Origin of the sequence: Brevundimonas sp., assembly GCF_024711105.1 — a bacterium.
GTDB lineage: Bacteria > Pseudomonadota > Alphaproteobacteria > Caulobacterales > Caulobacteraceae > Brevundimonas.
Map to the genome: position 1 here is coordinate 1 of NZ_JANJTL010000133.1, position 25,696 is coordinate 25,696.

23 protein-coding genes and 1 pseudogene are annotated in these 25,696 nt (G+C 70.1%); 12 read left to right on the forward strand and 12 right to left on the reverse strand.

Features of this window, described 5'->3' with window-relative positions; all coding sequences use genetic code 11:
• From Q0M60_RS09755 to rsmI, 3 genes and pseudogenes are all read right to left on the reverse strand, one after another.
• Positions 1 to 250 (reverse strand): annotated as a pseudogene (locus Q0M60_RS09755) (hypothetical protein); the annotation flags it as partial.
• Positions 251 to 259: 9 nt separating this feature from the next.
• Positions 260 to 649, reverse strand: a complete 390-nt coding sequence (locus Q0M60_RS09760) for a YraN family protein (protein ID WP_296818732.1) — start codon at positions 647 to 649, stop codon at positions 260 to 262.
• A complete protein-coding gene (rsmI, locus tag Q0M60_RS09765) occupies positions 646 to 1,509 on the reverse strand; it encodes a 16S rRNA (cytidine(1402)-2'-O)-methyltransferase (protein WP_296818735.1) in 864 nt (287 codons plus the stop codon). Before rsmI ends, Q0M60_RS09760 begins: the two co-directional genes overlap by 4 nt.
• Positions 1,510 to 1,656: 147 nt before the next feature.
• On the opposite strand from rsmI, the gene phaZ reads away from it, so the two are divergent.
• From phaZ to Q0M60_RS09780, 3 genes are read left to right on the forward strand one after another with little or no spacing between them, the layout of a single operon-like run.
• Positions 1,657 to 2,901, forward strand: a complete 1,245-nt coding sequence (phaZ, locus tag Q0M60_RS09770; protein ID WP_296818737.1) for a polyhydroxyalkanoate depolymerase — start codon at positions 1,657 to 1,659, stop codon at positions 2,899 to 2,901.
• Positions 2,891 to 3,613, forward strand: coding sequence for a SprT family zinc-dependent metalloprotease (locus Q0M60_RS09775; RefSeq protein WP_296818739.1), 723 nt, complete (start codon positions 2,891 to 2,893; stop codon positions 3,611 to 3,613). The genes phaZ and Q0M60_RS09775 overlap by 11 nt, the downstream gene beginning before the upstream one ends.
• 32 nt (positions 3,614 to 3,645) lie before the next feature.
• Positions 3,646 to 4,434 (forward strand): enoyl-CoA hydratase-related protein, encoded by a 789-nt coding sequence (locus tag Q0M60_RS09780; protein ID WP_296818741.1) that lies wholly within the window; start codon positions 3,646 to 3,648, stop codon positions 4,432 to 4,434.
• Here Q0M60_RS09780 and Q0M60_RS09785 read toward each other — a convergent pair.
• Positions 4,431 to 5,084, reverse strand: a complete 654-nt coding sequence (locus tag Q0M60_RS09785) for a cyclase family protein (RefSeq protein WP_296818744.1) — start codon at positions 5,082 to 5,084, stop codon at positions 4,431 to 4,433. The genes Q0M60_RS09780 and Q0M60_RS09785 overlap by 4 nt on opposite strands.
• A gap of 146 nt (positions 5,085 to 5,230) precedes the next feature.
• On the opposite strand from Q0M60_RS09785, the gene rpsT reads away from it, so the two are divergent.
• Both rpsT and dnaA read left to right on the forward strand, forming a co-directional pair.
• Positions 5,231 to 5,500 (forward strand): 30S ribosomal protein S20, encoded by a 270-nt coding sequence (gene rpsT / locus Q0M60_RS09790; RefSeq protein ID WP_296818747.1) that lies wholly within the window; start codon positions 5,231 to 5,233, stop codon positions 5,498 to 5,500.
• A gap of 381 nt (positions 5,501 to 5,881) precedes the next feature.
• Complete coding sequence (gene dnaA, locus Q0M60_RS09795) at positions 5,882 to 7,297, forward strand: chromosomal replication initiator protein DnaA (protein ID WP_296818749.1); 1,416 nt, start codon at positions 5,882 to 5,884, stop codon at positions 7,295 to 7,297.
• Here the strand turns inward: dnaA and gluQRS are convergent.
• On the reverse strand, positions 7,294 to 8,139 hold the full coding sequence (gluQRS, locus tag Q0M60_RS09800; protein WP_296818751.1) for a tRNA glutamyl-Q(34) synthetase GluQRS: 846 nt from the start codon (positions 8,137 to 8,139) through the stop codon (positions 7,294 to 7,296). The two genes, dnaA and gluQRS, sit on opposite strands and share 4 nt — an antisense overlap.
• 25 nt (positions 8,140 to 8,164) lie before the next feature.
• Here gluQRS and Q0M60_RS09805 point away from each other — a divergent pair, with 25 nt between their 5' ends.
• Positions 8,165 to 8,821, forward strand: coding sequence for a DNA-3-methyladenine glycosylase 2 family protein (locus Q0M60_RS09805; protein WP_296818753.1), 657 nt, complete (start codon positions 8,165 to 8,167; stop codon positions 8,819 to 8,821).
• A complete protein-coding gene (locus tag Q0M60_RS09810) occupies positions 8,818 to 9,465 on the forward strand; it encodes a trimeric intracellular cation channel family protein (RefSeq protein ID WP_296818755.1) in 648 nt (215 codons plus the stop codon). The genes Q0M60_RS09805 and Q0M60_RS09810 overlap by 4 nt, the downstream gene beginning before the upstream one ends.
• 207 nt (positions 9,466 to 9,672) lie before the next feature.
• Here Q0M60_RS09810 and Q0M60_RS09815 read toward each other — a convergent pair whose 3' ends face one another.
• From Q0M60_RS09815 to Q0M60_RS09825, 3 genes are all read right to left on the reverse strand, one after another.
• Positions 9,673 to 10,386 carry a thioredoxin family protein gene (locus tag Q0M60_RS09815; RefSeq protein WP_296818757.1) on the reverse strand — a complete coding sequence of 238 codons (714 nt, stop codon included), beginning with the start codon at positions 10,384 to 10,386 and terminating at the stop codon, positions 9,673 to 9,675.
• A gap of 55 nt (positions 10,387 to 10,441) precedes the next feature.
• Positions 10,442 to 12,757 carry a prolyl oligopeptidase family serine peptidase gene (locus Q0M60_RS09820; RefSeq protein WP_296818760.1) on the reverse strand — a complete coding sequence of 772 codons (2,316 nt, stop codon included), beginning with the start codon at positions 12,755 to 12,757 and terminating at the stop codon, positions 10,442 to 10,444.
• 144 nt (positions 12,758 to 12,901) lie between these two features.
• Positions 12,902 to 15,058 carry a prolyl oligopeptidase family serine peptidase gene (locus Q0M60_RS09825; protein ID WP_296818762.1) on the reverse strand — a complete coding sequence of 719 codons (2,157 nt, stop codon included), beginning with the start codon at positions 15,056 to 15,058 and terminating at the stop codon, positions 12,902 to 12,904.
• Positions 15,059 to 15,208: 150 nt separating this feature from the next.
• On the opposite strand from Q0M60_RS09825, the gene Q0M60_RS09830 reads away from it, so the two are divergent.
• Positions 15,209 to 16,081: an alpha/beta hydrolase gene (locus Q0M60_RS09830; RefSeq protein WP_296818764.1), complete on the forward strand. Its 873-nt coding sequence runs from the start codon at positions 15,209 to 15,211 to the stop codon at positions 16,079 to 16,081.
• A 111-nt stretch (positions 16,082 to 16,192) separates the two neighbouring features.
• Here the strand turns inward: Q0M60_RS09830 and Q0M60_RS09835 are convergent, their stop codons facing one another.
• Positions 16,193 to 18,244: an NAD(+) synthase gene (locus tag Q0M60_RS09835; RefSeq protein ID WP_296818766.1), complete on the reverse strand. Its 2,052-nt coding sequence runs from the start codon at positions 18,242 to 18,244 to the stop codon at positions 16,193 to 16,195.
• Positions 18,245 to 18,303: 59 nt separating this feature from the next.
• The gene (locus tag Q0M60_RS09840; protein WP_296818768.1) at positions 18,304 to 19,104 is read right to left on the reverse strand and encodes an ion channel; all 801 of its coding nucleotides are present in this window, start codon (positions 19,102 to 19,104) and stop codon (positions 18,304 to 18,306) included.
• 60 nt (positions 19,105 to 19,164) lie between these two features.
• Between Q0M60_RS09840 and dapF the strand changes: the two genes are divergently transcribed.
• Positions 19,165 to 19,992 (forward strand): diaminopimelate epimerase, encoded by an 828-nt coding sequence (dapF, locus tag Q0M60_RS09845; protein ID WP_296818770.1) that lies wholly within the window; start codon positions 19,165 to 19,167, stop codon positions 19,990 to 19,992.
• On the opposite strand, the gene Q0M60_RS09850 is transcribed toward dapF, so the two are convergent.
• Entirely contained in the window at positions 19,989 to 21,239 is a 1,251-nt protein-coding gene (locus tag Q0M60_RS09850; protein WP_296818781.1) for a UbiH/UbiF/VisC/COQ6 family ubiquinone biosynthesis hydroxylase, read from the reverse strand. The two genes, dapF and Q0M60_RS09850, sit on opposite strands and share 4 nt — an antisense overlap.
• A gap of 116 nt (positions 21,240 to 21,355) precedes the next feature.
• Between Q0M60_RS09850 and Q0M60_RS09855 the strand changes: the two genes are divergently transcribed.
• Positions 21,356 to 23,659, forward strand: a complete 2,304-nt coding sequence (locus Q0M60_RS09855) for a DNA translocase FtsK (RefSeq protein ID WP_296818772.1) — start codon at positions 21,356 to 21,358, stop codon at positions 23,657 to 23,659.
• 2 nt (positions 23,660 to 23,661) lie between these two features.
• On the opposite strand, the gene Q0M60_RS09860 is transcribed toward Q0M60_RS09855, so the two are convergent.
• On the reverse strand, positions 23,662 to 24,483 hold the full coding sequence (locus Q0M60_RS09860; protein ID WP_296818774.1) for a 2OG-Fe(II) oxygenase: 822 nt from the start codon (positions 24,481 to 24,483) through the stop codon (positions 23,662 to 23,664).
• A 189-nt stretch (positions 24,484 to 24,672) separates the two neighbouring features.
• Here Q0M60_RS09860 and Q0M60_RS09865 point away from each other — a divergent pair, with 189 nt between their 5' ends.
• Together Q0M60_RS09865 and Q0M60_RS09870 are read left to right on the forward strand one after the other, a co-directional pair.
• The gene (locus Q0M60_RS09865; protein ID WP_296818776.1) at positions 24,673 to 25,290 is read left to right on the forward strand and encodes an outer membrane lipoprotein carrier protein LolA; all 618 of its coding nucleotides are present in this window, start codon (positions 24,673 to 24,675) and stop codon (positions 25,288 to 25,290) included.
• Positions 25,291 to 25,457: 167 nt separating this feature from the next.
• Positions 25,458 to 25,696, forward strand: a 239-nt coding sequence (locus Q0M60_RS09870) for an endonuclease/exonuclease/phosphatase family protein (protein WP_296818778.1), incomplete at its 3' end; no start/stop codon positions are given.

Below are 25,696 nucleotides of genomic sequence, written 5' to 3' on the forward strand. Positions count from 1 at the left end.
AGTTCAGCAGGTCCCCGTTCAGCCGCAGGTCGCCCGACAGGGTCTCGGCGATGGCCTCCTCGACGCTCTCGCCCGGCAGCCGTTCGGCCAGCCGCTCGGCCGCGGCCCGGCCCAGCAGCCGCGCCGGCTCCGCATCCCGGACCGGCAGGTCGTGCTCGGCGCAGGCGATGGCGGCTTCCAGCAGCGGGAAATCGCCGTCCCCGGCCTTGCCGGCCTGCTTCAGGATGTTCTCGGCCTCTTCGCGCGTCATCGGGTCCGATCAGACTGTTCGTTCGTCTTCAACGATCAAACCGCGAAAATGTCGCGGCCAATGTCCGGGCGCGAAGGCGAACAGATCGAGTCTGAGGTCAAGTCCCTGCAACCCGCGCCGCCGCGCGACCAGCGTCCGCCCGGCCTTCACCAGGCGCGCCCGCTGGTCCGGCAGGAGTGACTCGAGCGCCGCCTCCGGGCTCTCGCGCCGCTTGTCCTCGACGAGCGCCAGCGTCCGCCCGCGCCGCGCCAGCAGATCGATCTCGCCGCCCCCGGCCTTCAGGCGGAAGCCCAGCACCTGATAGCCCTTGGCCATCAGCCAGGCCGCCGCCCAGACCTCGGCCAGACGCCCGGCAGCGCGAGACCGGGAGCCTAGCCGAACCCGCCAGGGGCGTTTCACGCCTCCTCGCCCCGGATGGCGACCGCGCGCCGGTAGAGGTCACGGCGGTTGAGGCCCAGCGCGCGGGCCACTTCCGACGCCGCCTCGGCCGGGCCTGCCGACTTCAGCGCCTGGCGCAGCGCGGCTTCAGCCTCGTCCTCCGTGGCGGCGGCCTCGCGTCCGGGGCCCACGACCACCACGATCTCGCCCTTCGGCGCCTCCAGCCGCGGATCGGCGGCCAAGGCCGCCAGCGGCGCGCGGACGCACTCCTCGTGCAGCTTGGTCAGTTCGCGCGCCACCGCCGCGGGCCGGTCGGCGCCGAGCACCTCGGCCATATCCTCCAGCGAGGCCCGCAGGCGCGGCCCCGTCTCGAACAGCACCAGCGTCGCCCGCGAGGTCGCCAGCTCGTCCAGCCGCGCCCGGCGCGCGCCCGACTTGGGCGGCAGGAAGCCGGTGAACAGGAACCGCTCGGTCGGCAGGCCCGCGATCGACAGCGCCGCCAGCACGCTCGACGCCCCCGGGATCGGATGCACCGGGAAGCCGGCCTCGGCCGCCTCCCGCGCCAGGGCCTGGCCGGGATCGGAGATCAGGGGCGTCCCGGCGTCCGATACCTGGGCCACCACCTTGCCGGCCGCCAGATCCTCCAGAATGCGCGGTCCGGCCTGGGCGGCTACATGCTCGTCATAGCGGACCAGCTTCTTGGACAACCCGTAGGCGCTGAGCAGCTTGCCCGTGACCCGCGTATCCTCGGCCAGCACGACGTCGGCGGCCGCCAGCACGTCCAGCGCGCGCAGGGTGATGTCCCTCAGATTCCCGATCGGCGTCGCCACCAGATAAAGCCCCGGCGAGACAGGCTTTGCGGGCGGTGGAGTGAAGGACATGCAGCGACCCTAGCCAGCCCGCTTCGCGCCGCCAATGGTGCGGCCGCACACCGGAGTTTCGCAACTACTGTGGCGGTAATGACTTTGCAGTCTGGTGAAATTCATGCTGCGCTGCGAACAGGGCCCGGGGCGCCCATATCAGGATCCATGCTCTACACCCTTCACGAGTACGCCTATCACTCGGCCCTGCCGTTCCGAATCGGGGCGCAGATGGCCCGCGATTTCTGGAGCCACCCGGGCAATCCGGCTGCGGCGACGGCCATCGGCCGCACGCTCTACGCCTCGTCCGAGGTGATCGCCGGCCTGACCCGGCGCTACGGCAAGCCCGCCTGGAACATCGATTCGGTCGAGATCGAGGGCCGCGACGTCCGCGTCGTCGAACACGTCGTCTGGTCCTCGCCCTGGTGCCGCCTTGTCCATTTCGCGCGCCATCCGGCGGACATGCGCAAGGCCGGCCGCAAGGGGCCGTCGCCCACGGTGCTGATCGTCGCGCCGCTGTCGGGCCACTACGCCACCCTGCTGCGCGGCACGGTTCGCGCCTTCCTGCAGGACCATGAGGTCTTCGTCACCGACTGGTCCAATGCGCGCCAGGTGCCGATGCTGGAGGGCCGCTTCGACTTCCACGACTACATCGACCACATCCAGACCATGCTGCGCGAGTTGGGCCCCGGCGTGCACGTCGTCGCCGTGTGCCAGCCGGGCCCGCCGGTGCTGGCCGCCGCCAGCCTGATGGCCGAGGACCAGGACCTCTGCCGTCCGGCCTCCATGACCTTCATGGGTTCGCCCATCGACGCGCGGCTGTCACCGACGGTCACCAACCAGCTGGCGGAGGAGAAGCCCTTCGCCTGGTTCAAGTCGGCGATGATCCACACCGTACCCCCGCCCTATCCGGGCATGGGCCGCCGCGTCTATCCGGGCTTCGTCCAGCTCTACAGCTTCATGTCGATGAACGAGGACCAGCACGTCGACGCCCACCGGAAGTATTTCGAGCACCTGGTGTCGGGCGACGGCGACGCGGCCGAGAAGCACGAGGCCTTCTACGACGAGTACCTCTCGGTCCTGGACCTCACCGAGGAGTTCTACCTCCAGACCATCGACATCGTCTTCCAGCAGCACCTGCTGCCGCGCGGCCTGCTGGAGCACCGGGGCCGCAAGGTCGATCCGGCCAAGATCACCGACATCGGCCTGATGACCGTCGAGGGCGAAAAGGACGACATCTCCGGCGTCGGCCAGACCCAGGCGGCCCACGGCCTGGCGACGAACATCCCCGACGAGAAGCGCGAGCTGCTGGTCCAGCCGGAGGTCGGCCACTACGGCGTCTTCAACGGCCGCCGCTTCCGCGACGAGATCTATCCGAAGGTCCGCGACTTCATCGGGCGGAATGAGCGCTAGGCTCGCCCACGGCGACATCCACGACCTCGGCGGCCTTCGCCTGCGTCTCAGCGTCAACCGCCGAGCGCGCCGGGTGTCGGTGCGCATCGATCCTGCGCGCGGCGAGGCCGTGGCGGTGGCGCCGTCCGAGCGCCGCCTGTCCGACGCCCTGGCCTTCGCCCGCTCCCGCGCCGGCTGGATCCGCGAGCGGCTGGGCGAGGCGCCGGCCGCCGGCGCTGGTTTCTCCCCCGGCGGCGAAGCCCTTCTCGAGGGCCGATCCGTGCCGCTGGAAGCCGTCCCGGGCGCGAGCGCCGCGCGGCTGGTCGACACCCCGTCCGGCCTGGCCATCCGTTCCGGCGGCGAGGGCGAGGCCTTCTCGCGCCGCGTCGAGAACCTGCTGCGCCGCATGGCCCGCGAAAGGCTGGCGCATCACACCGAGACCCACGCCCGCACCCTGGGCCTGAAGCCGCCTCGGGTCGGCGTCGGCGACCCGAAAAGTCGCTGGGGCTCCTGCACGCCGGGGCGCGGCTCGATCCGATATTCCTGGCGGCTGATCATGGCCCCCCCCGAGGTGCTGGACTACGTCGCCGCCCACGAGGTGGCGCACCTTGTCCACTGCGACCATTCCCCCGCCTTCCGGAGCGTGGTCGAGCGCCTCGTCGGCGACCACAAGCCTCACCGGGCCTGGCTGCGCGCACACGGGGCGAGGCTGCACGCTGCCGGGCGTGCTTGACCGGCGGCGGCCATGAGGCCAAGCAACCGCCCATGACCGACACCTACTCCACCCTCCTGATCGAGCGCCACGCCGACGGCTACGCCGTGGTGACCCTGAACCGGCCCGAGAGCCTGAACGCCCTGAACTCGACCCTGCTGGGCGAGCTGGCGGCCTTCCTCGACGCGGTCGAGACCGATGACAGCGTGCGCTGCCTGATCATCACCGGGTCCGGCGAGAAGGCCTTCGCGGCCGGCGCCGACATCAAGGAGATGGCCAGCCAGTCCTATGCGGACATGTACCGGTCGAACTTCTTCTCCGAGGGCGCCGACCGGCTGGCCCGGTTCCGCAAGCCCGTGATCGCCGCCGTCAACGGCTTCGCGCTCGGCGGCGGCTGCGAGCTGGCCATGCTGTGCGACATCATCGTGGCGTCCGAGAAGGCCAGGTTCGGCCAGCCGGAGATCAACCTGGGCGTCGCCCCCGGCATCGGCGGCTCACAGCGCCTGACCCGCCTGGTGGGCAAGTCCAAGGCCATGGACCTGATCCTCACCGGCCGGATGATGGACGCGCAGGAAGCGCTTCAGTCGAACCTCGCCGCCCGCGTGGTCCCGCACGAGAGCCTGATGGACGAGTGCCGCGCCATGGCCTCGAAGATGGGGTCCCAGTCCCTGCTGGCCCTGATGGCCAACAAGGAGATGGTCAACGCCGCGCTCGAGACCACCCTGACCCAGGGCGTCCAGTTCGAACGCCGCCTGTTCCACTCCCTCTTCGCCTTCGAGGACCAGAAGGAAGGCATGGGCGCCTTCGTCGAGAAGCGGAAGCCCGAGTTCAAGCACCGCTAGTCCAGGCGCGCGTGCGCCCTCACGGGGAACGACCCCATGCCCCGCACCTTCGGCGGGGCGGCGGTGAAGCGGAAACCCTCGGCGGGAAGGTCGGCGAGGCGGGTCATGTGCTCGACGATCAGTATGCCCGCGCCGAGCAGGACGGAGTGGACGGGGCGCGAGCCGCCCGACACGTCGTCGATGTTGTAGCTGTCGATGCCGACCAGGGCCGCGCCACGGTCGCGCAGGGCCAGGGCCGCCGCTTCGGTCAGGTGCGGATGCCCCTCGAAATAGGCGTCGGTGCGCCAGTGGCGGTCCCAGCCGGTCAGGACCAGTACGGCCCGCCCCGTGACCTCGAAGCCGTCGAGGACCTCGGGCCCGATGACCCGCCCGCGCTCGCGGACATCGACGACCAGCCCCGGGAGGTCGCAGACGCGCTCCAGGCCGACATCGGCCAGATCCTCGCCGTCGGCGTAGCGGTGATAGGGCGTGTCGATGTAGGTGCCGGTGTTGGCCACCATCTCGATCCGGCCGATCTGGAACTCGGTCCCGGCGTCGTAGCGTTCGCGGCTGTCGACGAAGGACAGGTGGTCGCAGATCAGGGGCGCCGGCAAGCCCTTGTAGGTGACCATGCCGCTTTCGATGTCGTGGCTCAGGTCGATGAAGCGCATGGGCCGAGCCTAGCCGTGCGGACGGGCCGCGCAACAGCGGTGGGCGCGTTGACCGCCCGGGGGCTTTCGGCTATAGGCCCGCCCTCCTGAGATTTCATGCGCCGCGGGGTCTGCTCGCGGCGTCTTCGTTCGAGGTTCGACGACACATGGCCAACAACCCCGGCGCCAAGAAGGCGATCCGCAAGATCGAGGCGCGCACCGAGGTCAACCGCGCCCGCCGCTCGCGCGTGCGCACCTTCCTGCGCCGCTTCGAAGAGGCGATCGCCGCCGGTGACGCCGGCGCCGCCAAGGCCGCCTTCGGCGAGGCCCAGTCGGAAGTCATGCGCGCCGTCTCCAAGGGCGTGATCCACAAGAACACCGGCTCGCGCAAAGTGTCGCGCCTGGCCGCCCGGCTGAAGAAGCTCGCGGCCGCCTGATAGCCGACATAAGGCTAATTCGTTAGACATTTCAACGCCGAGCGAGGACCGCCTCGCTCGGCGTTTTGTCGTATGCGGATAAGTGAAGCTCGCGGATTCGCGGGTCCTTGTGAGCAACTCACAATGATTTCCGAAGCCGCCAAAGGGCTTACGTGAGTCAACGAATTTATCCGTCGACAGGCGAACGAATCATCGTTGACCACGCCCGATGGGCGATTAACTTGGTCGGCCTTGGCCCCCTGTTCCTGCGTGAATGAGGGGCGGCGCGGGGGGCTCTCGCGTCCGGGCCAAGAGGTCAGAATTGGCGAAGCGTTCCCGCCCGCGAGGAGGTCACTCCCGCAGGTCAGGAGAACTCGCGCCTAGGAACGGGGGTGCTGAGAGATGGGGAGCCTGGCCGAGATGCCGAATTCGCAGCCTGAGGATGTCTGGGGCCAGGTTGCGCGTGCACTGCGCGCTGAGCTCGGCGAAGGCGCCTTCAGCTCGTATGTGGAGCCCGCGCGTCTGCGGGTCGGCCCGGCAGGTTCGCTCTATCTGGTGACCCCCACCGCCTACGCCCGCGACTGGCTCAAGAAGAACGCCATGGGCCGCATCAACGAGCTGTGGCGCGCCTATGACGGCGAGCGCCGCTGTCTCGAGGCCCGCGCCCGCGCCGAATACGAGGCCGAGTTCCCGAACGTGGAAACCGTCTCGGCCACCGTAATCCCGATGTCGCCCCGTCCGACGGTCGCCGCCGTGGCCGACAGCCCGCGCGCGGTCCGCGCGGCCGGCCTGCAGGAGCGGCTTACCTTCGACACCTTCGTGCCCGGCCGCGGCAACGAGTTCGCCTTCGCCGTGGCGCGCCAGATCGCGTCCTGGGCCGATGGGCATTTCAATCCGGTCTTCTTTTGCGGGCCTTACGGCTACGGCAAGACGCACCTGCTGAACGCCATGGCCTGGGAGGCGCAGCGCCTGCGCCCGAACGCCAAGGTCATCTATCTGACCGCCGAGCGCTTTCTGTCGGGCTTCGTGCGCGCCATCCAGGACAAGTCGACCGCCGCCTTCAAGGAAGAGCTGCGCAGCGCCGACCTGCTGCTGCTCGACGACGTCCATTTCATCGGCGGCAAGCAGACGACCCAGGAAGAGCTGTTCCACACCCTCACCTGCCTGCTCGAGGAAGGCCGCCGCGTGGTGCTGGCGGCCGACCGGCCGCCGTCGGCCCTGTCCGAGGTCGAGCCGCGTCTGCGCAGCCACCTGGCCGCCGGCCTGACCTGCCCGGTCGAAGCCGCCGACCGCGACCTTAAGCTGGCCGTGCTGGAGAAGAAGCTGGAGGCCCTGGCCTCGCTCAACCTCGTCCAGGGCCGCGCCCGTCCCGAGGTCCTGTCGCACCTGATCGACCGCACGCCCGGCTCCATCCGCGAGCTGGAAGGCGGGCTGAACACCCTGGCCGCCGCCGCCGGCCAGCGCATCTCCAGCCTGACGGTGGACGAGGTGCAGAGCCTGCTGTCCGCCGGCTTCCGGGCCAGCGAGCGCCGCATCACCGTCGACGAAATCCAGAAGGTCACCGCCGACCACTTCGGCCTGAAGCAGGCCGACCTGCTGTCGCCTCGCCGCACCCGCCAGGTCGCCCGTCCGCGTCAGGTCGGCATGTACCTGTGCAAGCAGCTGACCACCCGCTCCTACCCCGACATCGGCCGCCGCTTCGGCGGGCGCGACCACACGACCGTCCTGCACGGCGTGCGCCGCATCGAGGAGCTGATCGGCCAGGACGAACAGATCGCCCGCGACGTCGAGGCCCTGATCCGCAAGCTGCGCGGCTAGAGGCCCAGTTCCGAGATCAGTTGGGCGGCGCTCATGCCGCCCTCCCTTAGCGCCTTCAGCGAGGTCGAGCTGTCGCGCTTGGCCAGGCGCTTGCCCGTCTCGTCCAGCACCAGGCCGTGGTGCCGATAGACCGGCGTCGGCAGGTCCAGCAGCGCCTGCAGCACGCGCTGCATGGACGTCAGCTCGGCCAGGTCCTCGCCACGGATGACGTGGGTGATCCCCTGGCGCGCGTCGTCGACGACCGAGGCGATGACATAGCCCGCGCCGATGTCCTTCCTGCCCACCACCATGTCGCCCAGCGTCTCGGGGGTGGCGTGGCGGACGTCCGGCGAGGCCCCCTCCTCCGTCCAGGTCAGCTGCTCGAAGCCCCCGAGCCGCTCGCGCGCGGCCGTAAGCGACAGCCGCCAGGCGAAGGGCCGCCCCTCGGCCAGCAGGGCGACCTCCTCGACCTCGGGGATAGGGCCGCCGGCGAAGGCCTGGGCGTCCTTCGGATCGCCCGCGTTCGGAGCGACGCCGGCGAGCGCCATCAGCTCCTTGCGGGTGCGGAAACAGCGGTAGAGCACCCCAATGTCACGCAGCCGCCCGATGGCGGCCTCATAGTCCGGCCGATGTTCCGACTGGCGCAGCACCGGCGTCTCCCACTCAATGCCGAGCCACCGAAGGTCCTCGTAGATCCCGGCCTCGAACTCGGGCCGGCAGCGGGTGAAGTCGGTGTCCTCGATCCGGAGCAGGAAGCGTCCGCTCGCCACCTGGGCGGCACGGAAGGCGACCAGAGCCGAATAGGCGTGGCCCTTGTGCAGCCAGCCGGTGGGTGACGGCGCGAAGCGGGTGGCGAAGGCCATGGCCCGTGGCTTACACGGCTCTCCCATGATCGTCGCGCCTTCCGATGAGGTTCTGGCCCAGCTGCGCGCCGCGCTCGCCGCGCGCGACGGGAGGCTGGCGCGGGCGCATGCCGCGGCGCCCGCCATCTCCTGGCGTCGGCGCGAGAATGGCTTTCCCGGCCTGCTCTGGATGATCGTGGGCCAGCAGGTGTCAACGGCGTCGGCCGCCGCGATCTGGGGCCGGGTCGAGAGCGGGCTGGGCGTGGTCTCGCCCGAGACGGTGCTGGCGCGCGGGATCGAGGGCATGCGGACGCTCGGCCTGTCGCTGCCCAAGGCGCGCTACGCGGTCGCCCTGGCCGAGGCCCAGGCGTCCGGCGCGGTCGATCTCGACGGACTGGGCCGGCTGACGGACGCGGAGGCGTCCGAGGTCCTGCTATCGCTCAAGGGCGTCGGCCGCTGGACCGCCGAGACCTATCTGATGTTCTGCGAAGGCCGCATGGATGTCTTTCCGGGCGGGGACATCGCGCTTCAGGAGGCCATGCGCTGGGCCGATCGGCTCGATCGCCGCCCCAGCCAGGACGAGGCCTATGCGCGCGCCGAGGCCTGGGGGCCGCACCGCTCGGTGGCGGCGCATCTGCTGTGGGCGTGGTACGGAGCCGTGCGCCGGGGCGAGACGCTCCATCCCCTGAGGAACACCGCATGATCCTGCCCGAACTGCCGATCATCGGCCCGACCCTGGTGGCCTTGGACTACGCCGGCGTGGCCCTCTTCGCGGCCACCGGCGCGCTGGCCGGCGCGCGGCTGCGCCAGGACCTGGTCACCATCGCCTTCTTCGCGGCCGTCACCGGCGTGGGCGGCGGCACGCTTCGCGACCTGCTGATCGGGGCGCCGGTCTTCTGGGTGCAGGACTGGCGATATGTCGCCGTCTGCATCGCCGCGGCGATCGTGGTCTGGTTCCTGGGCGGGGCCGGCTGGCGGCTGCGGGCGCTGCTCTGGCTCGACGCCGTGGGCCTCGCGGCCTACGGCGTCATCGGCGCGGCCAAGGCGGCGGCCTATGGCGTGCCGCCGCTCATCTGCGTCGTCATGGGCGCCCTGACCGCCTGTTTCGGCGGGGTCGTTCGCGACCTGCTGGCCGGCCAGCCCTCCATCCTGCTTCAGCGCGAGATCACGGTGACGGCGGCGCTGGTGGCCGCCACGACCTTCGTCGGCCTGCAGTGGCTGGGCCTGTCGGTGGCGATCTCGGCCGGGGTCGGTGTCATCCTCGGCTTCACGCTGCGGGCGGGCGCCCTGGCCTGGGGCTGGAGCCTCCCGGCCTTCCCGGCGCCGCCGCCGAGGGATGCGGCCTGACCGGGCGCGGAAGGCGACCAGTTCAGCCATCGGGCTGAAAACACAGTCCGGACACCGCTCGGCGCCCACACGATTTCAAGGACCGGAGTCCCAGTCTAACCGCGCGGCGATCGACGGGCGTAAAGTCACGACGAGGTGGCCGAAGGCTCTGATTTCAGGCTGGTTCAGCCGAGGTGATGCGGGGATTCCAGGTTCGGGTCAGGAGCGTCAGAGCCGGTGCGCGGCCAGGATCGCGCCGTCGGCGGCCTGGACCAGGACGACGCCTTCCAGGCCTTCCTCCGCGGCGGCCGGCAGGTCCATGCGCACGGGCCGGCCGGTCCAGCGGCCCAGGCGGACCAGTTCGCGCACGACGTTGGCGTGCTCCAGGCTGCGGCCGCGGTTCTCGCCCCGGCGCACGCGCACGGGATCTGGCCGGGGTTCATAGCGGATCAGCCAGACGTCGGCGCCGTCAGACGGGGCGCGGCCCGCGCCGACGGCCAGCTCGCCGGTGCGGTCGATCACCGCCACGTCCGGTCCGGATGCCGGTCGCTCGCCCTCAGCGTCGATCGCCCGGATGACTTCGGCCGGGCGCACCGCCATGGCCTCGCGGCGGCCGTCGATCACGGCCTGGGGCGTATAAAGGCCACGCAGCTGAAGCGCCTGCTGGTAGGCGCGCTGGCGATCGGAGAACTCCGGCTTGGCGAAGGTGTCGCGCCAGCCGAGATAGTCCCAATAGTCCACGGGATAGGTCAGGACGAGCACGTCGGGCCGCTCCGCCAGGTCGGCGGCGAATTCGCCCGTGTCCGCGCACGCCGCGCACCCCTGGGCGGTGAACAGCTCCACCACCACCGGATCGTCGGCCGCGTCCTGGGCCGAGGCGGCGCTCAGCCCCCCGGTCGCCAGGCACAGCGCCGCGAAGATCGCGCCCGCCCTCAGCATCATGGCTGACGTTCTAGCGGCTGACGGGCGCGAGGAGTCTTCAACACGCCGTGAGCGCTCAGTCGTCCATCAGCTGCTGGGCGAAATAGACGTAGTGCCGCGCCCAGCGCCGGGCGTTGGCGGCCGGGTCGGCGTCGTAGGAGTGGCCGCCGGCGGTGTCCTCGAAATAGATCGGGTCATAGCCGTACTCCTCCAGCCGCGCCGCGAACTTGCGGGCGTGGCCGGGGTGGACCCGGTCGTCGTGGGTGTTGGTCGTGATGTAGACGCGCGGGAAGTCCTCCACGCCCGGCCGCACGTTCTGGTAGCCGGAGTAGCGCGCGATGAAGGCGGCGTCGCCGGGCACACGCGGGTCGCCATATTCCCCGATCCACGAGGCCCCGGCCGGCAGCTCGTGATAGCGCAGCATGTCGATCAGCGGGCTTTCGATCACTGCCGCATTGAAGAGGTCCGGCCGCTGGGTCACCGCCACCGACGTCAGCACGCCTCCGTTCGACCGGCCATAGATGCCCAAGTGGTCGGGCGAGGTGATCCCGCGCCGGATCAGGTCCTCGGCCACGGCGTAGTAGTCATCGAAGGCCCGCTGGCGGTTCTCGCGCAGCGCCGCCTGGTGCCAGGCCGGGCCGAACTCCCCGCCGCCGCGGATGTTGGCGATGACGAAGACGCCGCCGTGCTCCAGCCACAGGGCGCCCATCTCGGGGATGTAGTCGGCGGGCTTGGAGATCTGGAAGCCGCCGTAGCCGTACAGGATGGTCCCGGCCGACCCGTCCATCGCCAGGTCGCGCGGGCGCACCACGAAATAGGGGATCTCGGTGCCATCGGTGGAGATCGCCTGGAACTGTTCGACTACCGCGTTGGAGGCGTCAAAGCGGGCCGGCATCTGGGCGACGACCTGGCCGATGTCGAGCGTGCGGCTCTGGTCCGCGCGGCGCTGGTCCTCGCCGGAGCCCACGTCCGCGGTGAACAAGGTGGTCGGGGTCAGGAAGCCCTCGACGGAATAGAAGACGTCGTTTGACGACCGGCCGGCGTCGACCAGAGCGACGGTCGCGTTATCCGGAACCGCGACCACCGTCTCGGGCCAGCCCCACTCGCCGCGATTGGCGAAGACGCGCAGCTGGCCGACCACGTTGTCGAACATGGAGACCACGACCCGGTCGCGGGTGATGGCCACCGACTCGATCGACTGGCGGTCGTTAGGAACGAAGATTTCGCGGTCTTGATTGCTCCAGTAAACACCATCAGCGCCGGCGACCAACTCCTCCAGCGTGTAGTAGAGCAGAGAACCTGAGGCGTGCGGCTGAGGCGCGCGCGAACTCCGGCTCCACGGCTCCTCAATGCTGAAAACCAGGCCGTCTCCAAGCGTCCCCCAGACCGTGGCCCGCTCGGGGAGACTCAGCCTAACCGGCTCACCGTCGATGAGCGCGTAGGTCTCGCTGCGGAAGGTGTCGAGCGGCCGGGTGATGATCACCGCTTCCACCGCGCCGTCCGGCCCGCGATAGACGCTGGGGTTCACGCCATAGCCGCCGTCGCCTTGCTGGCCGGCGAAGACGGTCGTCGCCTCGGCCAGGGTCTGGCCGCGGTCCAGCGCGCGCACGATGTAGGGATAGCCGCTCTCGGTCAGGGACGGGACCCCGTCCACCTCGCCGAAGTCGGTGGCGACCAGCAGGGTGTCGGCGTCCAGCCAGTCGTAGCGGTGCTTGCCCATCGGCAGGCGGAAGCCGTCCTCGACGAAGGCGCGGGCGTGGGTGTCGTACTCACGCACTTCCACCGCGTCGCCGCCGCCGTCCGACAGGGCGACCAGGCAAAGCCGCTCGTCCGGGCCGTAGCAGGTCGCGCCCTTCCACACCCAGTCGCGGCCTTCGGCGCGAGCTAGGGCGTCGATGTCGAGGACGGTTTCCCAGGCCGGCGTCCCGGCGCGATAGCCCTCCGGCGCCGCCCGCCGCCAGATGCCCTTCGGATGCTCGTCGTCCTGCCAGAAGTTGTAGACCATGCCGTCCTGCATGTGCGGCATGGCGATGCGGTCGGTCGCCGACAGGATGGCGTAGGCCTCGCGGCGGAATTCCTCGAAGCGCGGATCGGCGTCGAGCACGGCCTGGGCGTCCGCGTTGAACTCCGCCACGCGCGCCATGGCGCGCTCGCCGTCGACCTCTTCCAGCCAGATGTAAGGATCGGCCGCCGCGACGCTCTCGGGGTCGAGCGCGGCCGGCATGGCGGGAGACGGAACCTGCACCGGCTGCACGCCCAATGCGCTGGCGGAAGGCGTGCCGTAGCCGACGTGCCGGTCCATCACCTCGGCCGCATCCAGCGGCGCGGGCGTCTGCGCCAGGGCGACCGTTGAGGCCGAGGTCATCAGCAGGGCGAGGGCCAGGGTGCGCATGCAGGCGACTCCAATATCGTGCTCACCCCGGCGAATGCCGGGGCCCAGATGACAGAACGCTGAACCGATCCAGATCGCACGGCGAAACTTCCGGCAGCCTGCGCCATACGATCTGGGCCCCGGCATTCGCCGGGGTGAGCGGTTCTATTGGTCAGTTTGCGGCATCAGACGCCGGCTCAGATAGGTGTACTCCAGCGCGATCCGCCGGGCGGTGTGCAGCAGGTTGGCGCCCGCCGCGTGGCCGCCGTCGGTGTTCTCGAAATACAGCACCGGATAGCCCAGCTCCTCCAGCCGCGCCGCCGCCTTGCGGGCGTGGCCCGGATGGACGCGGTCGTCGGCCGTGGAGGTATGGATGAACACCTCCGGATAGGGCTGGCCGGCGCGCAGGTTCTGATAGGGCGAATAGGCTTCGATCCACGCGCGCTGCTCGGGGATGTCCGGGTTGCCGTACTCCGCGATCCAGCTCGCGCCGGCCAGCAGCCGGTGGAAGCGCAGCATGTCGAACAGGGGCACCTGGATGACCGCCGCATTGATCAGGTCCGGACGCTGGGTGAGCATCGCGCCCATGAACAGTCCGCCCTGCGAGCCGCCCATGATGCCGAGGTGCGGCTGGGAGGTGATGCCGCGCGTGATCAGGTCCTGGGCGATGGCCTGGAAGTCCTCGTGCGCCCGCTGGCGGTTCTCCTGCAGCGCCGCCTGGTGCCAGCGCGGGCCGAACTCGCCGCCGCCGCGGGTGTTGGCCACGACATAGACGCCGCCGCGCTCCAGCCACAGCCGGCCGACCGTCGCCGAATAGCCGGGCAGCAAGGACGACTGGAAGCCGCCGTAGCCGTAGAGCAGCGTCGGGTTGGAGCCGTCCATCGGCATGTCTTCGCGGTGGACCACGAAATAGGGGATCATCGTCCCGTCGGCGGAGCGGGCCTCGAACTGCTCCACGACAAGGCCCTCGGCGTTGAACCGGGCCGGCAGGCTCTTGACCTGTTCGGCCGTGCCGGCGGCGGCGTCGGCCAGCCACAGGCTCGACGGGTTCAGATAACCGCTGACCGAGGCGAACAGCCAATCGTCCTCTTCCGAGGCCGAGACCACCCCGACGGTGACGTTCTCCGGCAGAGGCAGGCGGCGCCGGCTCCAGCCGTCGCCGTCGCCCTCGGGCCGCAGCACGATGACCGAGCCGCGCACGTTCTCGTACAGCGCCACGACCAGTTCGTTGCGGGTGTTGGTCACGCCCTCGATGGCGTCGCGCTCGCCGGGCCGCAGCACCAACTCGGGCCGCGCGCCGGTCGGATCAGCCATCAGCTCATCGAGGTCGTAGGCGATCAGGTCGCCTGAGGTGAACGCCTCTCCGGTCGGGGCGGTCCAGTCCTGGTTCGTGGAGAAGACGAGCCGGCCGCCGACATAGGCGTTGATGTCCGACCGCGCCGGCAGCGGCAACTGGGTGACGCTCAAGTCATCGTTCACCAGCCAGGTCTCGGACTCATAGAAGGTGATCGAGCGGTTGATCAGGGTGGCGGCGATCTCGCCGTCCGGCTCGCGCAGGGTGTAGCCGGCCACGGCCACGTCGGTCTGCTGCCCCCGGAAGATCTCCGGCGCTTCGGACAGCGGCTGGCCGCGCGTCCAGTGGCGCACCGTCATCGGGTAGCCTGAGTCCGTCATCGAGCCCGCGCCGAAATCGGTGCCGACAAGCAGGTGGTCGCGGTCCAGCCAACTGACCTGACTCTTGGCCTCAGGGATGACGATGCCGTCCTCGACGAAGCGGCGCTCGACGGTGTCATATTCGCGGATGGTAACCGCGTCGCGGCCGCCGTCCGACAGGCTGACGAGGCAGTACCGCTCGTCCGGGCTCAGGCAGTTGGCGCCCTTGTAGACCCAGTTCTCGCCCTCGGCTTCGGCCAGGGCGTCGAAGTCCAGGATGGTCGTCCATTCCGGCGTGGGGGTGCGATAGCTGTCCAGCGTCGTGCGCCGCCAGATGCCGCGCACGTGGTTGGCGTCCTGCCAGAAGTTGTCGACATAGCCGCCGCGGGTGAAGCCCGGCATGGGAATGCGGTCGGTCGCCTGCAGGATGTCCAGCGCCTGCTGGTGCAGGGTGTCGTAGAGCGGATCGGACTGCAGCCGGCCCAGGCTCGCCGCATTGTGCTGCTCGACCCACTCCATGGCCCGCTCGCCGTGGATCTCCTCAAGCCACAGATAGGGATCGTCGCTCTCCGCGGGCGCGGCGGGCGTTTCCTGGGCGAGGGTCGGCGCAGGCAGGGTCATGGCGATGCAAGCAAGAACAGCGGCGGAAGCGCCGAGACGACGGAACATGGGGCGAGCCCTCCCGAGGGACAATGCGGCCGGCACCATAGAGGGGGAGGACCCGGCGGCAAGATTACAATCCCGTCATTCATCCGCCTGCGTCAGGGTGACGAAAGCTTCGCTGGCGGCTATTCATCACCTGATGAAGGAGGCTCGCCCATGACCGATTTCGCCGACCGCTGGTGGCGCTCCGAGGACGGCGTGAGGCTCTACGCCCGCGACTACGCCGGTGCGGCGGGCGAGGCGAAGCTGCCGGTTATCGCCATCCACGGCCTGACCCGCAACTCGGCGGACTTCGGCGCGATCGCGCCGATCGTCGCCGCCACCGGCCGCCGCGTGCTGGCGGTCGATGTGCGCGGACGGGCCCGGTCGGACCGCGCGGCCGACCCGATGACCTATCAGCCGGCGCAGTACGCGCGCGACATGCTGGCGCTGATGGACCAGGCCGGCGTCGGCCGGGCCGTGTTCATGGGCACCTCCATGGGCGGGCTGATCACCATGGCGCTCACCGCCATCGCGCCGGAACGGATCGCCGCGGCCATCCTCAACGACGTCGGCCCGGAGGTCTCGCTGGTCGGCCTGACCCGCATCGCCGCCTACGCCGGCCAGCCCGTCGACACCCCGGCCTGGGACGACGCGGTCGCCTACGCCCGCAAGCACAACGCCATCGCCCTGCCCCACTATACGGACGCCGACTGGCAAGCCTTCGCCCGCCGGGTCTTCCGCGAGGGGCCGGACGGACGGCCCGTGCTCGACTACGACCCGAACATCGCCGTGCCGATCCGCGCCGCTGGCCAGGCCGCGCTGGTGCCGGACCTGTGGAGCGACTTCGAGCGCCTCGCGACCGGCCGCCCGACCCTGCTCATCCGCGGCGCGACCTCAGACCTCCTGGACGCCGAGATCGCCGGTCGCATGCGCGCCCGTGCGCCGGAGATGCGCTACGCCGAGGTCCCCGGCATCGGCCACGCCCCGATGCTCGACGAGCCGGCGGCGGAGGCGGCGATTCTGGAGTTTCTGGGCAGCGTCGCCTGACGTCATCCCGGCCGCAGGCCCGCAGGGCCGGAGAGCCGGGACCTAAACGCTGACGGCGCCGCCGAGCTTGGGCCCCGGATCGCCGCTGCGCGCCGTCCGGGGTGACGGCCGCTATTCAGTCGGCACGTTCGCGTCCAGCTCGTCCAGCCAGACCCGCGCCGTCGCATCGCTCGGCGCGCGCCAGTCGCCGCGCGGGCTCAGGGACCCGCCCGTCACCACCTTCGGTCCGTTCGGCAGGGCCGAGCGCTTGAACTGGCTGGTCTGGAAGAAGCGCACCAGGAACTTCCTCAGCCACGCCCGGATGGTCGCCAGGTCGTAGGACCCCTTCTCGTCCTCGGGCGTGCCGGCCGGCCAGGCGCCGCGCGCCGGATCGCTCCAGGCCTCGTGCGCCAGATAGGCCACCTTCGACGGCTTCAGCCCGAAGCGGGTCACGTAGAACAGAAAGAAGTCGTTCAGCGCATAGGGCCCGACCGTGCCCTCGGTCGACTGCAGCTCGCCGTCCTTGGGCGGCACCAGCTCGGGCGATATCTCGGTGCCGAGGATCGAGCGCAGGATCGGGACGACCTCCGCGCCCACCACCTCGCGGTCGGCCACCCAGCGGATCAGGTGGCGCATCAGCGTCTTCGCGATGCCGCCGTTGACGTTGTAGTGGCTCATGTGGTCGCCGACGCCATAGGTCGCCCAGCCCAGCGCCAGTTCCGACAGGTCCCCGGTGCCCAGCACGAAGGCGTGGTGGTGGTTGGCGAGCCGGAACAGGTAGTCGGTACGCAGGCCCGCCTGTACGTTCTCGAAGGTGATGTCGTGGACCGGCTCGCCGCGCGAGAACGGATGGTCGATCTCCTTCAGCATCGTCTTGGCCGTCGGCCGAATGTCGATCTCGTGGCCGGTGACGCCCAGCGCCTTCATCAGGGCCCAGGCGTTCGACTTGGTCCCCTCCGAGGTCGCGAAACCCGGCATGGTGAAGCCCAGGATGCTGGACCTCGGCAGGCCCAGCCGGTCGAAAGCCCGGCAGGCGACCAGCAGGGCGTGAGTCGAATCCAGCCCGCCCGAGACGCCGATGACGATCCGCTCGCCGTTCGTAGCCTGCATCCGGCGCATCAGGCCCTGCACCTGGATGTTGAAGGCCTCGTAGAGGTCCTGGTCCAGCCGCGCCGCGTCGTCCGGCACGAAGGGGAAGCGGTCCAGCGGCCGGCGCAGCGGGCTCGCCGCCCGGCCCTCGCCCGCCTCGAAGGTCAGGGTGACGAAGGCGGTTTCGTCCAGCTCGCGCCGGGCGCAGTCGGCGAAGGTGCCGGTGCGCATCCGCTCGGCCCCGATCCGCTCCACGTCGATGTCGGCGATCGTCAGGTGGCTCTCCATCGAGAACCGCTCGCCGGACGCCAGGCAGGCGCCCAGCTCGTGGATCGTGGCCTGTCCGTCCCAGGCCAGGTCGGTGGTGCTCTCGCCCCAGCCCGAGGCGGTGAAGACATAGGCCGCCTGCGCCCGCGCCGACTGGCTGGAGCACAGCATCGAGCGGTCCTGCGCCTTGCCGATCAGCACGTTCGACGCCGACAGGTTCAGCAGGATGCGCGCGCCCGCCAGCGCCTGGCGCGTCGAGGGCGGCAGCGGCGCCCAGTAGTCCTCGCAGATCTCCACTCCGAAGGCGAAGCCCGGCCGGTCGTCCGCCTCGAACAGCAGGTGGGTGCCGAACGGCGCCCAGACCTCGCCGATCCGGATCGCGTCGCCGTCGGCCCGCCCCGCGGGCGAGAACCAGCGCTTTTCGTAATACTCCCGGTAGTTCGGCAGGTAAGTCTTGGGGACCACGCCCAGCACCGTCCCGTCGGCCAGGACGACGCCGCAGTTATAGAGGCGATCCGCTCGCCGGATCGGCGCCCCGACCACCGCGACCACGCCGGTCTCCTCGGTCAGCCGGACCAGCTCCGCCACCTGCTGCTCGACCTCGTCCAGCAGGGCGTCCTGCAGCAGCAGGTCGTCGATCGCATAGGCCGACAGGCTCAGCTCCGGAAAGACGATGAGGTCACAGCCCTCGTCCGCCGCCTGCCGGATCAGCCGCGCATGCTCCGCCCCGTTCGCCGCCGGGTCGGCCGTATGCACCACCGGCGTCGCCGCCGCGACGCGCACGAAGCCGTGGGTGGAGGGGGAGAAGAAGGGGTGTCGATCCGCCAAAATCGCGTCCTCTGGGTCAGCTGCAATCTAGGCCGTAACGCGTGGGCCCGCCACTTGGGCTATTCGGCGTTGGGGATGCAGATCTGTTCGCCGCAGGCCTTGCAGTGCACGGCGTCCGGATCGTGACGCTGTAACCCGCAGGTGGGACAGGGGAAGGTCACCTTGTGCGGTCGGAAGATCGCCTGACCCAGTCGGACGAACAGGGTCACCCCGGTGAGCATGATCACGATCGAGACAATCCTGCCCCACGCCCCTGGCAGCAGGATGTCGCCGTAGCCCGTCGTGGTCAGGCTGGTGACGGTGAAATAGAGCGCGTCGATGTATCCGGTGATGCCCTCGGTGACGCCCACGAAGCTGGCGTAGACGAAGCCAGTGGCCACGAAGATAAAGGTCACCAGCGACGCCAGCGCCTTGATGATGTCCTCGGTCCAGGTGTCGTCATAGCGGCGGCCGACGGTGCGCCAGAAGAAGTCACTGTGGATCAGGGTCCACAGGCGCAGCACCCTCAGGAAGCCGAAATTGTCCAGCCAGGCGGGGAACAGCAGCGTCGCCAGGACGGCGAGATCCACCCAGACGATGGGCTTCTTCAGCCAGTCCAGCAGCTCGTTGTGGGCGTAGGCCCGCGCGGCGATGTCGAGGAACAGGATGGCCGCGATGAGATAGTCGATCGCGTAGAAGATCGTCCGATAGCCCTGCAGGATCGGGCTGGCGATGAAGAAGGCGATGATCACCAGATCGATGATCAGGACTGTCAGCCGGAAGCGGACGGCGGTGCGCGACGAGCCGTGATAGAGCGCCCGCAGCCGGGCCTTCAGGCGCAGGCCTTCGCGCGGGCCGGGCTGGACCGTCGATTGGGTCATCCGTCCCCGCTTAGGCTGGTCCCTGCCGTTCGCCAAGCTTTGCGACTATATGGGCGGGAAATGAGCCGTCCCTTCGTGAAGATGAACGGCCTGGGCAACGACTTCGTCGTCGTCGAGGCGCGCAGCGAGCCGTTCCGGCCAACGCCGGAAAAGGTGCGGGCGATCTGCGACCGGAACACCGGCGAGGGTTGCGACCAGCTGATCGCCATCGAGCGGTCCGATCACGGCGCTTACATGCGGGTCTGGAACGCCGACGGCGGCCAGGTCGAGACCTGTGGCAACGCCCTCCGCTGCGTCGGCTGGCTGCTGATGCAGGCCTCGGGGCTGGATGAGGCCGAGATCGACACCGCTGGCGGCATGACGCGCGCGTTCTCCGCCGGCGAGCGGCGCGTCAGCGTCGACATGGGCGAGCCCCGCCTCGCCTGGACCGACATCCCCCTGGCCGAGGAAATGGACACCCGTGGCATCGAGCTGCAGATCGGCCCGGTCGACGACCCGGTGCTGCACACGCCGGGCGCCGTCTCGATGGGCAATCCGCATGTGGTCTTCTTCGCCGACCGGGAATTTGACGACGCCTTCGTGCGCGGATCCGGATCTCTGCTGGAGCATCATCCGCTGTTCCCGGAGGGCGTGAACGTCGGCTTCGCACGGGTGCTGTCGCCGGACCGCATCCGGTTGCGCGTCTGGGAGCGGGGCGCGGGCCTGACGCGGGCCTGCGGCACCGGCGCCTGCGCGGCGCTCGTCGCCGCCTCGCGAAAGGGCCTGACCGGGCGACGGGCCGTGCTGGAACTCGACGGCGGGGAGCTCGAGGTCGAGTGGCGCGAGGACGGCCACGTCTGGATGACCGGTCCGGTCGAGGTCGAACGGACCGGGACGCTGAACCTCTAGAGGGCCTCGCCCCTCAGCAGCCTGGGCAGGTCGCCGACGGCGCCGCCGGCCTCCTGCATGAAGAAGCGGCGCGCGGGCTCGAGCCGGTTCACCGCCGCCATGCCGGTGTCGCGGACCAGCCGGACCAGCGGATTGTCGGTGGCGAACAGGCGATCGAAGCCGTCCGTCATGGCGCTCATCGCCAGGTTGTCGAACCGCCGCCAGCGGTCGTAGCGCTCCAGCACCGGCGCCGAGCCGATGTCCTCGCCCAGCCTACGGGCCTCGACCAGAGTTTCGGCGAGCGCGGCGGCGTCCTTCAGGCCAAGGTTCAGGCCCTGCCCCGCCAGCGGGTGGATGGCGTGGCCAGCATCACCCAGCAGGGCGGCGCGGGGACCGGCCAGGGTTTCGGCCAGTTGCAGGCCAAGCGGATAGACGAAGCGTGGCTCCAGCGCCTCGACGTGGCCGAGGAACTCGCCGAAGCGGCGCTTCAGGTGGGCGTTGAAGGCCGGCAGGCTGGCGGTCTTGAGCGCGCGGGCGCGGTCGTGCGGCTCGGTCCAGACCAGGCTGGCGCGCTGCTCGGTCAGCGGCAGGATGGCCAGCGCTCCATCTGGCAGGAAGACTTCATGGGCCACGCCGCCGTGGTCCTGTTCGAGGCGAACCGTGGCGACCACGCCCGAGCGCGGATAGGGCCAGCCGACCACGCCGATCCCGGCCCAGTCGCGGACCACCGAGGCGCGGCCTTCGGCTCCGACAATCAGCGGCGCGCTGACCGACGTCCCGTCCGACAGCTCGGCCGTCACGTCGAATCCGTCCCCCGACAGGCTCCTCAGTCCCACCGGCGTGCGCAGCTCGACCGACGAGGCCTCAAGCGCGCGGGACAGACCGACACGCGCCTGACGGTTCTCGATCATCCAGCCCAGCGGCTCGCCTTCCGAACGGTCGGCGATCTCTTCGGCGTCGAAGCGGAGATAGGCGCCGAGGCCCTTGCCCGACGCGGCTCCGGGGCGCTTGCCGTCGGTTACCAGGATGCGGCGGATAGGCTGGGCGACCTCGGTTAGGTGCTCGCCGACGCCGAGCACTCGCCACTGGCGGAAGCTGGAATAGGCGATGGCCGAGGCGCGGCCGTCGAAGGTCGGCTCCAGCTGGGCGCTGAACGGCAGCGGATCGACCAGCACGACCCTGAGCCCGCCGTGGGCGGCCGCGAGCGCGAAGGTGGCCCCGGCCAGGCCGGCCCCCGCGACGATGACGTCGGCGTCGAAGGACTTCATGCCCGTCCTATGCGCCGCGCGCGCGGGCCGGTCCAGCGCTCGACCGAGGCTCATCGTAAATGCGCCCTTAACCGCGCGCGCGGCATCCAGGGATGTTCGATTTCTGGAGGGCGGGCATGACTTCGGCCGCGGCGGTTGTGGGCGAGAGGCTGGCGGAGACGTTCCGCCTGTTCTGGGACGCGCCCCTGACCGCGCGCATCCGGGGCGGCATGGTCGCGGTGCTGGGCCTGGGCCTGGTCATCTCCTTCGTCAGCTACGATCCCGCGGACCCGAGCTGGAACGCGGCGACGGGTCTGCCGCCGGAGAACTGGCTGGGCACGCCCGGCGCGCTGTGGGCCGATATCTGGCTGCAGAGCCTGGGCCTGGCCGCGTGGCCGGCGGCGCTGTTCATGCTTTACATGGGGCTGAGACGGGCGGCTGACGGGGATCCCCTGCGGACGCGGGCGACCGGTCGCTGGCGGGCGCTGTGGGCGGCGCTGATGGTGCTGGTGTTTTCCGGAGGCCTGTCGACCCTGCCGACGCCCGCGGCCTGGCCGCTCGGCAAGGGCCTGGGCGGCTTCTGGGGCTCGGCCCTGACCGATGGCCTGCAGGGCTTCTTCGCCTTCCTCCACCTCCCCGGACCGGCCGTCTGGTCGGGCCTGATCCTGATGGCCGGGGCGCTGGCGCTGCTGGTTCCCGCGCTCGGCCTCAACGGCTCTGACCTGGAGCGGGTCTCCGCCCTGCTGGATCGGTCGCGGTCGCCCGCGCCGCCGCCCGCAGCGACGAAGCGCGCCGCCCGCCCGCGCGCCGCCGCCCGAAAGCCCGAACCCGCTCTCGAACGCCCCGCCCGCCCCGCGCCGGCCCCGAAGGTGGCCGACACCCGCGCGCCCAAGTCCTCGGGTCGCGAGGTGCGCGAAAACCAGGGCGTCCTGCCCTTCGCGCCCACCAACGGCTTCCGCTTGCCCGAGCTGAACATCCTGTCGCGCGGACCCGGCCGGTCGGCCTCGGTCGACGAACAGGCCCTGCTCCAGAACGCCCGCATGCTGGAAGGCGTGCTGGCCGAGTTCGGCGTGCGCGGGACCATCGACCAGATCCGCCCCGGGCCGGTCGTGACCCTCTATGAGCTGCTGCCTGCGCCCGGCGTGAAGCACGCGCGAGTGGTGGCCCTGTCGGACGACATCGCCCGCTCCATGTCGGCGCGCGCCTGCCGCGTCTCGGTGGTCCAGGGCAAGAACGCCATCGGCATCGAGCTGCCCAACGCGCGACGCGAGACCGTCTTCCTGCGCGACCTGCTGGCCTCGGCTGAGTTCGAGAAGGCGGGCCACGTCCTGCCGCTGGCGCTGGGCCAGACCATCGGCGGCGAGCCCTACATGGCCGATCTCGCGCGCATGCCGCACCTGCTGATCGCGGGCACCACCGGCTCGGGCAAGTCGGTCGGGGTCAACGCCATGATCCTGTCGATCCTGTACCGGCTCAGCCCCGAGCAGTGCCGCTTCATCATGATCGACCCCAAGATGCTGGAACTCAGCGTCTATGACGGCATCCCGCACCTGCTGGCACCCGTCGTTACCGATCCGAAGAAGGCGGTGGTCGCCCTGAAGTGGACCGTGCGCGAGATGGAGGACCGCTATCGCCGCATGTCCAAGATCGGCGTGCGCAACATCGCCTCCTACAACGAGCGGGCCCGCGAGGCCCTGGCCAAGGGCGAGCACTTTGAACGCACCGTCCAGACCGGCTTCGACGAGAACCGGCGCCCCGTCTACGAGTCCGAGAAGATCCGGCCTGAGCCCATGCCCTATCTCGTGGTGGTCATGGACGAGATGGCGGACCTGATGCTGGTCGCGGGCAAGGACGTCGAAGGCGCCGTCCAGCGCCTGGCCCAGATGGCGCGGGCCGCCGGCATCCACCTGATCATGGCCACCCAGCGGCCGTCGGTGGACGTCATCACCGGCACCATCAAGGCCAACTTCCCGACCCGGATCAGCTTCCAGGTCACCTCCAAGATCGACAGCCGCACCATCCTGGGCGAGCAGGGCGCCGAGCAGCTGTTGGGCCAGGGCGACATGCTCTACATGGCCGGCGGCGGGCGGGTGATGCGCCTGCACGGGCCGTTCGTGAAGGACGAGGAGGTCGAGGCCGTGGCCAGGTTCCTGCGCGAGCAGGGCGAGCCGGACTATCTCGACGAGGTCACCTATGCGCCCGACGAGGAAGACGGGGGCTCCGACGACTACGAGGGCGGCTCGGGCGACGACCTCTACGACCGCGCGGTGGCCGTGGTCACCCGCGACCGCAAGGCCTCGACCAGCTACATCCAGCGCCGCCTGCAGATCGGCTACAACCGCGCGGCCTCGCTGATGGAACGGATGGAGCAGGAAGGCGTCGTCGGCCCGGCTAACCACGCCGGCAAGCGCGACATCCTGGCGGGCCCGCCGCCGTCCTGACCCTATCGGATCGGCGGGAACAGCCCGCGCGGCTTCCAGACGGGCGGCTGGGCCTGAGGCATCAGAACCGCCAGCGGGGCCGGGGCCCTGGCCAGCTCGGGATAGATCAACGGCTCCGCCCGGGTTTTGTCGAAGGTGTAGAAGGCCGGCATGGTGATGCGCCGCCCGCGCGTCACCTTCAGCACGCCGTGCTCGTGGTGATAGCCCGCGCTGAAGGCCACCAGCATGCCCTTGGTGGGTTTCAGGACCTTGTCCTGAGCGGTTAAATAGAGCTCGCCCCCCGCATAGTCGTCATTGAGGTAGACGATGCTCGAGAAGTCCCGCCAGGGCGTGGAATGCGCCGAGCCGTCCGGATTTGAGTTGTCCGTGTGGCACGGCAGGAAGGAGCCGCGCTCCCAGATGTTCAGCTGCACCGTGTCGGTCCACAGCGGATGGGTGAGGGCGTAGAACTCCTCCAGCATCTTCGTGGCGCGCTTCTGGAAGCCGCCCATGATGGCCGCGGCCGAGGCGTCGTGGGCGGCCACGTCGTTCATGTAGACGATGCGACCTTCCCAGAAATCGATGCCGATCTTGCGGTGCTTCACCAGGCCATGCAGCCGGTTGAACATGGTCACCAGCCGGTCGCACTCCTTCGCGTCGAGGAAGTCCGGCACGATGATGAAGTCCTGGTCGGCGTATTGGTCCGGCGTGATCCGGGCGGTCTGCTCGCCCGGGGTCAGCACACCGTCCACAACGCGGGCCCGGCCGGCGTCGTTGGCCTGCGTCTGCCCGAGGTCGACCGACGCCATGCGGCTGTGCGGCGCCCACGCCCTGCGATCGAACATGCAAGCTACTCCACTCAACGGACTGGACATTTTGGCTAGCACGGGGTCCGGCCGAATGGAAATGACGCGGTCTGACGGAACCGCCGAAGCTGAACGGCGCTTCATTCCCCCGCCGGACAATGGCCACGCAGCCGCCCTTGCGGCGACAAGCCTGATCGCTAGAGACGACCCCGAAAGGAGATCAGACTCATGAGCCTGACTCGCAGACATCTCATGGGCGCCGCCGGCGCCCTCACGGCCCTGACGCTGGCGAGCCCCGCGCTCGCTCAGTCCAGCCTGACCGCCGCCCAGCGCCAGCTGCTGGAACGGGCCGAGACCTATCTGCAGGGCGTGCGCTCGGTGCGCGGACGATTCGTCGAGACGAGCCCGCGCGGGCAGACCTCGAACGGGGCCTTCTACCTGCGCCGGCCCGGCCGGATGCGGTTCGAGTATGACGCGCCATCGCGCCTGGTGCTGGTCGCCGACGGCACTTTCGTACACCGCTGGGATCCGCGCCTCGAAACCGACCAGCGCGTTCCGATGAACCAGACGCCGCTGTCGATCCTGCTGGCCGACAGCGTCAGCTTTGGCTCGCGCTACATCCGCGTCGACCGGGTGCAGGCGACCTCGGGCGGCGGCGCCCAGATCACCGTCAGCGACACCCGCCAGGGCCGCCGCGGCTCGCTCACCATGGTGTTCGGCGGTTCGCCCTATCGCCTGCGCGAATGGACGGTCACCGACGCCCAGGGCGGCCGCACGCGGGTGCAGCTGGTGACGCTGCAGAGCGCCTCGAGCCTGGCGAACAGCCTTTTCCAGGACCCGCACTAGGATTTGACTTTTTCTTTGCGCCGTGGCTTTATGGCAACAGGCGTTCGGACGGCGGTCCGGTCGCCGCGTCGCCGGAAAGTCCCCTCCCGGCGGCGGCGTGAGAGACGATCCCTTGGACGCCCGGCTCGAACCTCCCGAGCCGGGCGTCTTTTTGCTAAGCGGGCGGCATGCTGAGAATCGCGACCTGGAACATCAACTCCGTGCGGCTGCGCGCCGATCAGGTCGTTCGCTTCATCGAAGAGCAGCAGCCGGACGTGCTGATGCTGCAGGAGATCAAGTGCCGCACCGAGGAGTTCCCCTCTTCCTACTTCCGGGACGCCGGCCTGCCGTACCTGCGCGTGCAGGGGCAGAAGGGCTGGCACGGCGTGGCCATCGCCAGCCGCCGGCCGATCGCCGACGGCCCGGC